Below are 13,931 nucleotides of genomic sequence, written 5' to 3' on the forward strand. Positions count from 1 at the left end.
GGAATCTCCTCAGATGTGGTAGATGTCCACCACATGGTGGATGTAGTCGTTCTTGAGGACGACCTTCTTCTTGGTGATCACCGGCTGCGTGCCGGAGAAGTCGATCGTGTAGAAGGAGTCGCCGAAGTACGTGTCGACCGTGTTGTAGCGGTAGTAGAGGGTGAACCAGTTGAAACGGACGTCCACGACGTCGCCGTTCTGGGCCACGATCTCGACGTTGGTGATGTTGTGGCCCGTGCGCGGGTCGGGCAGGCTCGTCGCACCCGAGCGCTCCGTCTTGATGCGGAAGACGCGGTCCTCGAGGCCACCTCGGTTGGGGTAGTAGATGAGCGAGATCTCGCGCTGGGGGTCCTCGGTGAGGCTGTGGTCGTCGGCCCAGGCCGGCATCCAGAACTCGGCTTCGGGGTGGTAGCAGTCCACCCAGCGGTCGAACTCGCGGTCATCAAGGAAGCGGGCCTCGCGGTAGAGGAATTGGCGCACGTCCTCGAGCCCGATGGTCCCGGGCACGATGGTGGTCATGAGGGTCATGGGATTCTCTCCTTGAAGGAACTGGCGAAGGATCCGTGCCTGGATCAGTTGGACTCGGCGTGGTGCGAACACGCGGACTGCAGGTGCCCGTCCGGGTGTGCGGCACCGTCGGGCGCGGCACCCTCGAGTCGCTCCTCGGAAGCGACCGCTGCGCGCATCGCCTCGCGCCAGTAGCCGTGCTGGATCGGGTACAGGCCCTCGTCCTCGGTCTTGACCCCGCTCGAGATCGGGTTGAGGCCCAGGCCCTTGGCAGTCTCGTCCGGACCCGTGATCTGGTGGGTCTGGCCGCGGCTCATGTCGTTCCACGGGGCGGCGGAGGCGAGGTACGTCTTCTGGCAGGAGCGGAACTCCTCGAGGTCGTCCGGGGTGGCCATGCCGGTGGCATTGAAGAAGTCCTCGTACTGGCGGATGCGGTTGGCGCGGGCCTCGGCGGACTCGCCCTTGGGGGCGATGCAGTAGATCGTGACCTCGGTCTTGTCCACGGAGATCGGCCGGAAGTGGCGGATCTGCGAGCTGAACTGGTCCATGAGGTAGACGTTCGGGTAGAGGCACAGGTTGCGGGAGGCGCCGATCATGAACTCCGCGCGCTCGGCGCCGAACTTCTCGGTCCACTCGTCCTTCATGTCGAAGTTGGGGCGGTCCTGCGGGTTGCCCCACCACATCCACAGCAGGAGGTGGCCGTGCTCGAACGAGTAGTAGCCGCCGCCCTGCTTGCCCCACGTGCCGGCGTCCATGGCCTTGGTCTCGTTGGCCGACTCGCCGGTGCCGCGGCGGGCGGTGGTGGCGGCGTAGTTCCAGTGGGTCGCCGAGACGTGGTAGCCGTCGGCGCCGTTCTCGGCCTGGACCTTCCAGTTGCCGTCGTACGTGTAGGTCGAGGAGCCGCGGAGCACCTCGAGGCCCTCGGGCGACTGGTCCACGATCATGTCGATGATCTTGGTGGACTCCCCGAGGTGCTCCGTCAGCGGCTTGACGTCGGGGTTGATGCTGCCGAACAGGAAGCCCCGGTAGCTCTCGAAGCGGGCCACCTTCGTGAGGTCGTGCGAGCCCTCCTTGTTGAACTGCTCGGGGTAGCCGGCGCCCTTCGGGTCCTTGACCTTGAGCAGCTTGCCGTTGTTCGAGAAGGTCCAGCCGTGGAATGGGCAGGTGAAGGTGGTGCGGTTGTCCGTCTTGCGGCGGCAGAGCATCGCACCGCGGTGGCTGCAGGCGTTGATGTGGGCGTGGAGCTGCTCGTCCTTGCCGCGCGAGATGACGATCGGCTGGCGGCCGATGTAGGTGGTGAAGTAGTCCCCGACGTTGGGGATCTGGCTCTCGTGGGCCAGGTAGACCCAGTTGCCCTCGAAGATGTACTTCATCTCGAGCTCGAACAGCTCCTCATCGGTGAAGATGCTGCGCTTGGCTCGGTAGGTCCCGGTCGACGCGTCTTCGATCAGTGCGTCGGAGAGCTGGGCGCGGACGTGGTCCAGGGTTTCCGTCATTGGTTGTCTCCCTTTGCCTGTGGCTTTCCACGACGTCGTCGTCGCGGGCTGTGAAAGATCCTGTCAAGCCGTGAGGCCGATCACACTGGGCTTTTGCCTAGGGTCGGCCAAGGGTGCTTTTCAAACGCACTGAATATCAATGAGATGTAACTAGGTATTTGTGCGCACGCAATACCGAGGCCTAGCGTGAAGGGCAACGCGACCGACTGTGCCGCCCATCACGCCGACGGCTGATCAGCCAGCCCCCACCCGGCCCATCATCGAGGAGGATGACCATGAGCCAGACCACCACGGAATTCGACGCCAAGGCTGCCGAGTCCGGCAACAAGGCCACCGAGCGCTTCAAGTCCAGCGGCAAGCGCGCCGCCCTCGACGTTCCGAAGGAACGCGTCTCGCTGCTTGCCCGCGAGGTGCTCGAGGCCGTCTACGCCACCATCCGCAAGCACAAGGTCACGTACGCCGAGTACAACGCCCTCAAGGACTGGCTGATCAGCGTCGGCGAGGACGGCGAGTGGCCGCTCTTCCTCGACGTGTGGGTCGAGCACGTCGTTGAGGAGGTCGCGACGGAGAACCGCAAGGGCTCCAAGGGCACCATCGAGGGCCCGTACTACGTGCCGGACTCCCCCGCCCAGAAGACCCCGGCCCGCCTGCCGCGCCGCGACGACGAGCCCGGCACCGAGCTGACCTGGAAGGGCCAGATCCGCGACCTCGACGGCAACGGCCTCCCCGGCAAGGTGGAGATCTGGCACGCCGACGCCGCGGGCTTCTACTCGCAGTACGCCCCGGGCCTGCCCGAGTGGAACCTCCGCGGCACCGTCCTCGCCGACGAGAACGGCAACTTCGAGATCCAGACGATGCGCCCGGCCCCGTACCAGATCCCGACCGACGGCGCCTGCGGCAAGCTGATCGCCGCCGCCGGCTGGCACGCGTGGCGCCCGGCGCACATCCACGTCAAGGTCTCGGCTCCGGGCCACGAGCTCATCACCGCGCAGCTCTACTTCCCGGGCGACGCCCACAACGACGACGACATCGCCTCGGCCGTCAAGCCCGAGCTCATCCTCGACCCGAAGCCCGCTGCGGACGGCAAGGGCGAGGAGATGGTGTACGACTTCGTCCTCGACCCCGCCGAGGGCTGAATCGCGGCCTGATCCGACCAGCCACCGTGCTGCAGGAGGGCCTCACCCGTTCAGGGTGAGGCCCTCCTGCGCGCCCCCGCACCCCCGGCGTCCCGCCGCCGAGTGCGGCGTTTCAGCCCTGCGTGCCCCGGGCAACGTCCCAGCGGACGACGGCGACGAGGAGACGCGCGTGGACTACCGGGCAGTGATCGAGGCAATTGGCCAATACGTGGACGTCGCCGGGGTGACCGTGATGGTCATCGGGGCGCTGGTGTCGATTCCCCTGGCCCTCCGGAAGCCAGGTCCGGCCGGCAAGAGCGTGTACCGCTCCTACCGGCAGCTGCTGGGCAGGTCGATCCTCCTCGGGCTCGAGCTCCTGGTCGCGGCGGACATCATCCGCACGGTGGCCGTGACCCCGACCCTCCAGAGCGTTGCGGTGCTCGCCGTGATCGTCCTCATCCGGACGTTCCTGAGCTTCTCCCTCGAGCTGGAGATCACCGGCCGCTGGCCGTGGCAGAAGGAGACACCCAGCGCCCCTCAGCCGATCCGCCAGGCGTAGGCGTACGGCTGCGGGAACCGCGTGATGCGGAACGCGCGGACCACCACCGTGGCCTTCCCCGGCGGCATGTTCTGCCAGAGCACCTGCTCGACGTTGTTGCGGCGGTCGAAGCCGTCGGAGGTGCCCATGTTGCCGTGCCGCTCCGTGCCGTCCGCAGCCCGCACGATGAGGTCGAGGTCGTTCTGGAGGGCCGCCCCGGGCGGGTCGGACCAGACGAGGGTGACCTTGAACGTCGCCGAACCGGCAGCGGCAGGCGAGGCGCCGGCGTCGCCCTTTCCCGGGATGTCGACCGTGAAGCTCTCCTCCTCGCCCTGCTTGAGCGGGCCGCCCTCGCCGAAGCCGCCGTCCGAGCTCGGGCCCGGGATGATGACGGACCCGGCGAGGTCCACCCTGCCCCAGCCGGAGCTGCCGTTGGGCGAGGCGCCCGCCTCGGTGGGGACATACTGCCCGGCGAGCTCGACCGCGCCGTTGATGAGCAGTGCCTTCACCAGGGCGGCGCTGGGCGTCGCCGTGCCGTTCTTCACGAGCGTCTCCCGGAGGACGGCAACGCACCCCGCCACGAGCGGCGTGGCCATGCTGGTGCCGCTGTCGAAGAACCACAGCGGGTCCGTGGAGGTCCCGAAGTCGGTCGATGGCGACGCGACCTGCCGCGACAGCGTGGAGAGGATGCAGGTCCCGGGGGCGACGACGTCGGGCTTGATGCGCTGCTCCTTGGTCGGGCCCCGGCTGCTGAAGGCGACCATGCCGTCGGTGCGGTTGGCCTGCCGGTCGCTGCGCACGGGGTTGCTGGGGAAGTCCGCCGGCCAGTACTGGCCGTAGGTGGGGGCGAACGCCGGCCGGTCCCCCTCGCTCGCCCCGACCGTGATGCAGTTCTTCGCCGCGGACTGGGACCCGATCGAGCCGCCGTCCACGAGTCCGTCCCGGTCCTTGTCGGCTCCGTCGTTGCCGGCGGCGAACGTGATGACCATGTCCTGGTGGGTCCAGACGAAGTCGTCGATCTCCTGGGAGCTCGAATCGTACGGTAGTCCCGGCGTCGTCGAGCCCCACGAGTTGGTGTGCACCCGGGCGCCGTCGGTGTCATAGGGCGGCCGGAACAGGTCGTGGAGGTCCGCAGGGAGGCCGCCGAGCTGCCCTGCGGAGTCCAGCGTCGACTGCAGGACGAGCCTCGCGGCCGGCGCCGTCCCCTGGATCGCGCCGCCCATCGTGGCGGAGGTGCCGTCCCCGAGGACGGAGCCGGCCACGTGGGTCCCGTGGCCGTGCGGGTCGTCCGCGTTGGCCGGGTTCGGCCGGCCGAGCGCGTACAGCTTCTCGACCCGCCCCGTGAACGCCGGGTGGACGTCCGTCGTCGAGCCCTTGTCGAAGCCGGTGTCCGCGACCGCCACGACCTCGCCGTCGCCCTTGTACTCGGTCCCATTGACGAGCACGTCGGCGTGCAGGATCACCCGCGAGTGGTTGTTGAACAGCTGGCGCTGCGGGACCTCCTCGATGTGCCGCACCTTGTCCACGGCGGCGATGCGGTCGAGCACGCCCTGCTCGACCGTGATGCGGACCTTGTGCCGCCCAGGCTCGAGCGAGCTCGGGTCCAGTTTGGCCGCGGCCGCGATCTGCTCGAGCACCCCCGCCGAGGCGGGGTCGACGTCGTCGTGCAGCACGACGTCGACCGTCCGCGGCTTGCGCGAGGGCCGCGGTCCGACCTCCCGCGGCACGATCTCGCGTGCCACGGCGGGCGGCTCGTCGCGGAGCGCGGGATTGACCTTGAAGCCGCGCAGGTAGACGCCTGCCCACGTGACGAACGGGAGCGCCCGCACCGGCCCGAGGTCCTTGGGCTCGAAGCCGCACAGGTACGTGTCGTCGGGGACGTACTCGTGCACGACGGCGCCGGTCGCCTCGAGCTGGGCGCGCTGGTCCTCGGTGAGCGGTTCGGCCGTCTGGACGAGGATGTAGTCCGACGACGCCGCATCGGTCACCTCGCGCGCGTGCGCCGCGGGGGCCGCCGCCTCGGCGGCCGGGTCGAGGGACACGCCATTGATCGTGATCTGCGTCATCGCTGGCTCCGTTCGTCAGATGCCTCACTCGCTGGACACGGCAAGATTGCGCGTCCTGTCACGAAGGTTCAAGGGTCCGTGACGGCGTGACAGGAACCGAAGAGTTGCCAACACCGGACCACGGGGTTGCGTTCCGCGGCGCGGGGCTTCCCCGAGGTCAGCGCCAGAACGCCGCGAGCCGGCCGGCCAGGGCCGTGCCTTGGCTGTGGCCGGCACGCGCGGCCATCGGGCGCAGGGTGTGGTCCATGGCGTTGGCCCCGAACAGGTGCTCGGCGCTGCTGTCCGGGAAGACGGTCTCGACCCTGCTGCCGCCGGCACGGAGCTCGTCGACCTGTGCCGCGAGCTGCATGCGCCACTCCATTGGATGCCGCGTCCTGCCCCCGAACGGCGACAGCACCAGCACACGCCGGTATCCGGCTGCCAGATCGGCGTTCTCGTTCCGTCGGTATCCGCCGTCGATGTAGCGGCTGGTGCCGACGGCGTAGGCGAAGCCGCTCGAGCAGCTTGCGGCGACGGCGTCCACCAGCTCGACTCCGGCGTCGCGGTCGAACACGGCGGGCTCCCCCGTCACGGCGTCGACGGCGGTGATCAGCAGCCGCCGGTCCGGCCAGCCCTGGCTCGGGAGGCGGCCGGCGACGACGGCGCGCCACCGGGCGTGTGCCGTGCCGTCCATTCCTGCGTCCCTCTTGAGCGCGAACACGCCCATCCTGCGGCGCATGTCCTCGGGATCCTGGGCGGCGGCGATGATCTCCGCGGTCCTCTCGAGCTGGCCGGCCACCCTCCCGGTCGCGGCGCGCCCGCCCTCAGGCTGCGGCGTTGCGGGCCTTGCGTGCTCGGGGGCGGCGAGGACGGCGGCGTAGAGCTCGGCGGGGCTGGCGCCGATGATCTGGGCGGCCGCGGTTGAGCCCGCGGAGGTTCCGACGATCAGGTCGGCGTCGGTGACGTCGAGTCCGGCCTCGGACAGGCCGGCGATGACGCCGATCAGCCAGGCGTTGCCCGTCGACCCGCCGCCGCCGAGGACCAGGGCCCTCTCGGCTGGGGCATCGGGGGCGTGACGAGGTGAAGACGGTGCTGTGTTCAAAGGTGCTGTGTTCATGGGAGTCGCCTTTCGCGAACGTGCCTCTCGGGCGCTCCCGGTGGCGACTAGCTCAATCGCGCGATCGTGGACTGCGGGGGAGCACCCACTGCGGATACTGCGTTCATGGGTCTCACCTCCTGCCGATGCGTCACGATCGCCCGAAACGTAGCACGGCACCATACGGCCGCACAATGCTCCCCGCCCCCACTCCGCCGAGGTCACCCCCTGTGAGCCCGAAGTCACCCCGTGTGGGCGCGAGATCACCCCCTGTGAACGCGACGTCACCCCCTGTGGGCACGAGATCACCCCCTGTGAACGCGACGTCACCCCGTGCCTCGTCTGAACGGCGTGACCTCGGCGGCACACGGGATGACCTCGGCGGCACACGGGATGACCTCGCGCCCACACGGGATGACCTCGGCGGCACACGGGGTGACCTCGGCGGCCATGTTTTGGCCGGGGAAGCCTTGGGTACTGGTGAGTCATTCGCGCGCCGGACAGCGGCTGCCGATGATCACGGTCGGCGCGGCTGGCGCGAGAACAGCCACTTCCCTCAAGACACGGGGGTACCGGAGAAGGTATGGCACGATCCAGCAGACCAAAGGAGAAAATCACGATGGTCACACGCGAACAGTTCGACACCATTACGCCCGGCAACGGGGACGTCATCGGCCAGGACGGCGAGAAGATCGGACGGATCGGGGACCTCTACCTCGATGACGACACCAACAGCCCGAACTGGGTCACGGTCAAGACCGGGCTCTTCGGCACGCACGAGTCCTTTGTCCCCCTGCACGACGCGAGCGTGCGCGGCGAGGACATCGTGGTGCCCTACACCAAGGACCAGGTGAAGGACGCCCCCCGGGTCGATCCCGACGGGCACCTCGAGCGCACCGAGGAGGACCGGCTCTACACCCACTACGGCCGCACCGCGCCGTCCTACGGCACCGGCGAGGGCATTGGCGGCGACGGCCTCCGCGGCGACGGGCGCACCGACGCGCGGGCAGCCGGCGGCGTGGAGCCGGGCTACGACGAGGGCACCGGCACGCGCCGCGCTGACGAGGTCACCGGCACCGAGGGTCGCGACACCTCCGGCCCGACGACCGACGACGCCATGACCCGCTCGGAGGAGCGGCTCAATGTCGGCACCGAGCGGCAGGAGACGGGCCGTGCCCGCCTGCGCAAGTACGTGACGACCGAGAACGTCACCAAGACGGTCCCGGTCCAGCGCGAAGAGGTCCGCGTGGAGCGCGAGCCCATCACGGACGAGAACCGCGGCGCCGCGATGGACGGCCCGAACCTCTCCGAGGAGGAGCACGAGGTCACCCTCCACGAGGAGCGGCCCGTGGTCGACAAGGAGACTGTCCCTGTGGAGCGCGTCAAGCTCGGCACAGAGACCGTCACCGACAAGGAGACCGTGAGCGAGGACGTCGCGAAGGAGCACATCGACACCGAGGGTGTCGAAGGTGAGGGCCTGCGCCGGCGCGACCGCTAGCGGCAACGCACGGACGACGGCGGGTGGGCGGCGCAGCAGCGTCGCCCACCCGCCGTCGTGCGTGCTCAGGCCCGCGCCCGCAGCGCCTGGGCGAGGACCTGCACGAGGTGGCTGCTCTCCAGGCCGGCGAGGTCGCGGACCTGGGTGCGGCACGAGAAGCCGTCGGCGAGGATGGCCCGGTCCGGCGCGTCCGCGGCCTTCGCGAGGATCCCGCCCCGGGCGATCCGCTCGGACACCTCGTAGTGCCCCGCTTCCATGCCGAAGTTCCCCGCGAGGCCGCAGCACCCGGCCGAGACCTCCGCGTCGCATCCCATGGCCTCGAGGAGCGCGCGGTCGGCGCCGTAGCCCATCACCGAGTAGTGGTGGCAGTGCGGCTGGACGAGCAGCCTCTCCCCCACGTGCGGCGGGTCCCACCCGATGCCGGTCAGGAACTCGGCGACGGTCTTGACGGCCCCCGCGAGCTCGGCGGCGCGGGGATCGTCCGGGAGGAGCTCCGTGAGGTCGGAGCGCAGGGTCGCGGTGCAGCTCGGCTCGAGCCCGACCACCGTCCGTCCGCCCCTCACGTGCGGCACGAGCACGTCGAGGGTCCGCCTCAGGCGCGCCTTCGCTGCGGTGAGCTGCCCGGTCGAGATGTACGTGAGCCCGCAGCACGCCCCGGCGCCGGCGACCTCGACGTCGCACCCCGCGGCCCGCAGCACCTCGAGAGCGTCGCGCGGGACTGCCGGGTCGAGCGCGTCGGAGAACGAGTCCACCCACAGCAGCACGCGCGGCGCCCCCGCGGGGGAGGGCGCACGACGCCGCGCGGCCGGGTCCCAGCGGAAGGGCGCCGCGGGCAGCCGCGGGAGCGAGCGGCGGCGGTCCGCCCCCATGAGCGCGAGCGCGGCCCGCCGCAGCGGCGCGACCCGCGCGGCGGCATTGAGGAGCAGTGCGAAGGGCGCCGCGACGCGGAGCCACTGCGGCAGCCGGCCCAGGGTGTAGTGGCTGCGCGGGCGGATCCGGCCGCGGTAGGCCTCGAACAGGGTCTGGGACTTGTAGGCCGCCATGTCGATCCCTGTCGGGCAGTCCGTCGCGCAGGCCTTGCAGCTCAGGCACAGGTCGAGGGCGGCGTGCACCTCGGGCGACCGCCACCCCAGCCGGACCACGCCCCCGTTGAGCATCTCCTGGAGCGCCCGCGCCCGCCCCCGCGTCGAGTCCTTCTCCTCTCTCGTGGCGATGAAGGACGGGCACATGAAGCCGCCCTCGCCCCTCGGGTCCGCGCGGCACTTCCCCACGCCCACGCACCGGTGGACCGCCTTGGTGACGCTGCCGCCGTCGTCCGCGAAGGCGAAGCCGTCGGTGACCGTGAGCTCGGCCGCGCGCGGGCGGCGGAGGTGCGCGTCGAGGCGCGCCGGCCGGACCACGATCCCCGGGTTGAGGAAGTCCTCCGGGTCGAAGAGGGCCTTGAACTCCGCCATCGCGGCGAGGGCCTGGGCGCTGTACATCGAGGGCAGCAGCTCGGACCGTGCGCGGCCGTCGCCGTGCTCGCCGGAGAGGGATCCGCCGTGCGCGGCGACCAGCTCGGCAGCGTGCCCGAGGAACCGGCGCATGAGCGCACCGTCGCGCTCGAGCGGGAAGTCGATGCGGAGGTGCACGCACCCGTCGCCGAGGTGCCCGTACGCCATGCCGGTGAGGCCCTCGCTGTCCATGAGCGCCCTGAGGTCGCGGAGATAGTCGCCGAGCCGCTCCGGCGGGACGGCCGAGTCCTCCCAGCCGGGCCACGCCTGGTCGTCCTTCTCGGTCCGGCCCGCGAGCCCCGCGCCGTCCTCGCGGATGCGCCACAGCCGGGCGGACTCGGGGCCGCCCGGGAGCACCTGGGTCTCGTCGGTGGCTGCCGCATCCGCGAGGCGGCGGGCAGCGTCGAGGGCGTCGTCGGGCGAGTCCCCGGGGACCTCGGCGAGGAGGAGGCAGCCGCCCTCGGGCAGCCCGGGCACCGCGTCCGGGCCCTTGGAGCGACGGACCGCGTCGAGCAGGCGCGTCTCGAGGCCCTCGAGTGCGAGGGGGTGGAAGGGCAGGAGGCGGGGGACGTCGTCGGCGGCGGAAGCGAGGTCGGGGTAGCCGAGCACGGCGAGCGCGGGCGATTCGGCGCGCGGGACGAGCCGGAGGGTGGCCTCGAGGAGCACCCCGCACGTGCCCTCCGTGCCGACGAGCGCGGCGGCGACATTGCGGCCGTTCTCGGGGAGGAGGTGCTCGAGGGCGTATCCCGAGACCTGCCGGCTGAATCGGCCGAACTCCGTGCGGAGCAGCGCCAGGTGCGCGTCGGCGAGGCCGCGGAGCCCGGGAACGGCGTCGATGGCGCCGGGCCCGGAGGAGGCGGTGACCACCTCGCCGGTGCCGGTGAGCCAGGTCAGGGAGAGCACGTTGTCCGCGGTCCGGCCGTAGGACATCGCGTGTGCGCCGCAGGCGTTGTTGCCGATCATGCCGCCGAGCGTGCACCGGGATCCGCTCGCGGGATCCGGGCCGAACCGCAGCCCGTGCGGCGCGCAGGCGGCCTGGAGGTCCTTGAGCACGACGCCGGGCTGCACCACCGCGGTCCGCGCGCCGGGGTCGATGGAGACGATGCGGTTGAGGTAGCGCGAGAAGTCGAGCACGAGGCCGGGGCCGACGGCGTTGCCCGCCATCGAGGTCCCCGCGCCGCGGGCCGTGACGGGGACGCCGTGCTCGCGCGCGGCGGCCACTGCCGTGAGCACGTCCTCCCGCGAGCGCGGGAGGACGACGGCGCCCGGCACCACCCGGTAGTTCGCGGCGTCGGAGGAGTAGAGCGCCCGGGCGAGCGAGGAGTCGTCGACGTCGCCCTCGATGGCCCGGCGCAGCTCGTCCACGAGCGACTGCACCACCTTCGCCCCTGCGCGCACGGGAGTCAGCGTCATGCCTCCTTGCTACCCCGGATCCCGGCCCTGCGTCATCCGCGGGCCCGAAAAGTCGCGCGCATCGGATCGTGCCGCGTATTCCCGCGCGCTGCCCGCGGTGGTCAACTTGTGGCGTGACGGGAGACTCGAACGGGTCAGGGGGCCTGGTACCGGAACCAGCCGCCCTGGCCGGACTCACAGAAATCCGCGTGCACGGTGTGGGCGGCTTCACCCCGGAGGAGCTCCTCGGCGACCTCAAGCCCACGAGGGTCTGGGGTGACCGGATCGCCGGGTTCTACCGGACTGCCGATTCGCGCGGTCGCCACCTCGAGGCGTACGCGTGGGGCGGCCTGACCTCGCATTCGCCGGTCCGCGTGCTGTGGACGCTGCTCACTCCGGCGATGCTCGCGAACATGGCCGGCTGGATGGCACGGCGGCGCGTCATGTCCGGGTCGGAGGAGGCCGAGAGGCCGCCGACCACCCGCGCGTTCCGCTGGTGTGCCAGGCTCGCGGCCCTGGCGCTCACGGTCAGCGTGGCGGTGATGGTGACGCTGCCGAGCCTCGACACGGTGGCGTTCCAGTGCCTCGGGCAGGTCCCCTGCCGAGAGCACCTGTGGGCCACAGGCGTGCTGGACGCCCTGGCCCCGCGGGACCTCCTCGGCGTGCGCCTGGCGTGGGGCGCTCTGCCGCCTGTGGCCGTCGCAGTCCTGTTCTACCTCCTGGCCCGGGTCTCCCGGAACCGGTACGAGAACGTGGAGCCGCCCGCGGACAAGGAGTCCCAACCGGAGCCCTCAACCCGCTGCGCGGCGGCCCAGCCCGGGGGCCTGCGGAGCCCCGCCTTCTGGTCCGGGCGGCTCTGGCACTCGCACCTCTCCAACCTCCACCTTGCAGCCGGGATCGGCGTGGCCGCGGCGATGCTGGCCTGGTGCGTGGCCGCTGTCGGCGCGGGACAGGGGCAGGGCGCCGGGGCGCCGGACGGCGGGGCCGCCGTCGCAGTGCTCGCCGTCTCGGCACTGGTCCTTGCCGTGCTGGTCCTCGCGGCCGTGCTCGTGGCCCTTGCCGGGGACGAGGCGCGCGGGCCGCTGTCCTGGGTCCTCCTGGGGGCCTCGGTCGCCGCGCTCGGGGCCGCGGTCGCGGCCGCCCTCCTGCTGCCCGCCGACCCCGGGCAGCCCGACGGCGTGCTGCCCGGCATCGTCGCTGCGGTGAATACTGGCTGGGGGCTCTCGGTCATCCTCCTGCTCCCCCTCATCGTCCAGCAGATCGCGGCGTGGGCCTCCCGCCGCAGGGCCGAGCGGAGGAGGGAGACGACGGGCGACCGCGAGGCGCACACGCGGATCGGCGTCTTCCCCTGGGCGGCCCCGGTGGTGCTCAACGCGGTGGCGCTCGTGCTCGCCAACGGAGTGCTCGTGTCCGCCACGCTGCTCGTCGCCCTGGGCCTCGGCCCGGTCAGGTACGGCGTGGGCGCGGCCGACGGCTGCGACGGTTCCGTGCTCTGCGTGCCCAAGGCGGTCATCTCGGTCCAGACCATCCTGGTGTGCGCGCTCGGCGCCGTCCTGGTCGGGCTCCTGATGGTCGCCGGGGTGCGCCTGTGGGCCCGCGTCCGGAAGGATGCGGTGACGCTCACCGCGGACCTCCGCCGGGCCTACCGCCTTTCGGACGGCGTAGAGCCCGCGCTTTCGCCCCCCGCAGTCCAGGATGCCGCCGCCGCGGCCGCGGCGAAGGACCGGGAGGCCTGGATGTACTCGGCGCTCGATCCTGACCCCGGAGGGCGGGGCGAGCCGACGTCCTGGGTCCGGAGGACGGCCACGGTGCGGGTCATCGCCGAGAGGACGCCCGCCCTCGCCGCGGCCCTGGTCATCGTGGTGGCGGTCCCCAGCCTGGTCGGGGCGTTCGCCTATCCGCTCTGGGTCCTGTTCATGGCCCAGGATCCTCCGGTGATCCTCCCCGGTGCCGTGATGGGCATCGTGGGCGTCCTGCCGGTCGCCTACGGATTCGTGGTGCGGTACGCGCTCCGCGACGAGCGGAAGCGGCGGCTCCTCATGGTCCCCTTCGACGTCGGGACGTTCTTCCCCCGCGCCTTCCACCCCTTCGCCCCGCCCGCGTACGCGGAGCGGGCCGTCCCCGACCTGACGCGCCGCATCTGGTGGATCCACGACAACGGCGGCCGGGTGGTGCTCAGCGCGCATTCGCAGGGCAGCGTGATCGCCGCCGCCACCGTGGCCCGGCGCTCGGAGCGCAAGGACACGAAGGACCACGAGATCGGCCTCGTCACGTTCGGTGCCCCGCTCGCGAAGCTCTACCGGTGGGCCTTCCCGGCGCTGTTCAGCGACGGGCTCCTGAGGTGCCTCGCCGCGGGAAAGGGCGGCCTCGCCCCCGTGCGGTGGAAGAACCTGTACTACCTCACCGACTACATCGGCGGGGACGTCGAGGCGGACTGGGACGTGCCCGCCAACAGCGGCGACGAGACGGTCGCCGTCGGGAGCGTTGACGTGCTGCTCCTCGACCCACCCTCGGACAGGTACGTCTATGGGCAGGCCCTGCCGCGCATCCTCAGCCACACGGGCTACTGGTTCGACACGAACCTCTGGCTGCACGTCAACAAGATGTGCGACAGGATCTCGCCGCCGGACCCGGAGAGCCGGTCAGTCCCGCGCTTCACCTCGAACGGGCAGAGCGCGGCGGCGAAGGACGCCGTCGACGCGCTCTCCCCCGACCCCTCGGCGCCGCTGCGGTACCGGCTGTGATGCTGAC

At 71.3% G+C, this 13,931-nt stretch carries 9 protein-coding genes; 4 read left to right on the forward strand and 5 right to left on the reverse strand.

Going from position 1 to position 13,931, the window contains the following annotated elements; genetic code table 11:
- Positions 1-9: 9 nt before the first annotated feature.
- Positions 10-528, reverse strand: a complete 519-nt coding sequence (benB, locus tag CGQ25_RS16580; RefSeq protein ID WP_304442224.1) for a benzoate 1,2-dioxygenase small subunit — start codon at positions 526-528, stop codon at positions 10-12.
- A 44-nt stretch (positions 529-572) separates the two neighbouring features.
- On the reverse strand, positions 573-2,003 hold the full coding sequence (benA, locus tag CGQ25_RS16585; protein ID WP_208710925.1) for a benzoate 1,2-dioxygenase large subunit: 1,431 nt from the start codon (positions 2,001-2,003) through the stop codon (positions 573-575).
- Positions 2,004-2,278: 275 nt separating this feature from the next.
- Here benA and catA point away from each other — a divergent pair, with 275 nt between their 5' ends.
- Positions 2,279-3,139: a catechol 1,2-dioxygenase gene (gene catA / locus CGQ25_RS16590; RefSeq protein ID WP_369802249.1), complete on the forward strand. Its 861-nt coding sequence runs from the start codon at positions 2,279-2,281 to the stop codon at positions 3,137-3,139.
- Positions 3,140-3,308: 169 nt separating this feature from the next.
- Positions 3,309-3,677, forward strand: a complete 369-nt coding sequence (locus CGQ25_RS16595; RefSeq protein ID WP_208710927.1) for a DUF1622 domain-containing protein — start codon at positions 3,309-3,311, stop codon at positions 3,675-3,677.
- Here the strand turns inward: CGQ25_RS16595 and CGQ25_RS16600 are convergent.
- A complete protein-coding gene (locus CGQ25_RS16600; RefSeq protein ID WP_208710928.1) occupies positions 3,656-5,722 on the reverse strand; it encodes a S8 family serine peptidase in 2,067 nt (688 codons plus the stop codon). The genes CGQ25_RS16595 and CGQ25_RS16600 overlap by 22 nt on opposite strands.
- Positions 5,723-5,879: 157 nt before the next feature.
- The gene (locus tag CGQ25_RS16605; RefSeq protein ID WP_255405394.1) at positions 5,880-6,818 is read right to left on the reverse strand and encodes a patatin-like phospholipase family protein; all 939 of its coding nucleotides are present in this window, start codon (positions 6,816-6,818) and stop codon (positions 5,880-5,882) included.
- A 598-nt stretch (positions 6,819-7,416) separates the two neighbouring features.
- Here CGQ25_RS16605 and CGQ25_RS16610 point away from each other — a divergent pair.
- A complete protein-coding gene (locus tag CGQ25_RS16610; RefSeq protein WP_208710929.1) occupies positions 7,417-8,295 on the forward strand; it encodes a DUF2382 domain-containing protein in 879 nt (292 codons plus the stop codon).
- A 65-nt stretch (positions 8,296-8,360) separates the two neighbouring features.
- Here the strand turns inward: CGQ25_RS16610 and CGQ25_RS16615 are convergent, their stop codons facing one another.
- On the reverse strand, positions 8,361-11,201 hold the full coding sequence (locus CGQ25_RS16615) for an FAD-binding and (Fe-S)-binding domain-containing protein (RefSeq protein ID WP_208710930.1): 2,841 nt from the start codon (positions 11,199-11,201) through the stop codon (positions 8,361-8,363).
- Positions 11,202-11,389: 188 nt separating this feature from the next.
- Here CGQ25_RS16615 and CGQ25_RS16620 point away from each other — a divergent pair, with 188 nt between their 5' ends.
- Complete coding sequence (locus CGQ25_RS16620; protein WP_208710931.1) at positions 11,390-13,924, forward strand: hypothetical protein; 2,535 nt, start codon at positions 11,390-11,392, stop codon at positions 13,922-13,924.
- Positions 13,925-13,931: the final 7 nt, after the last annotated feature.

Source organism: Sinomonas sp. R1AF57 (assembly GCF_002224485.1).
In the GTDB taxonomy this organism is placed as follows: Bacteria; Actinomycetota; Actinomycetes; order Actinomycetales; family Micrococcaceae; genus Sinomonas; species Sinomonas flava.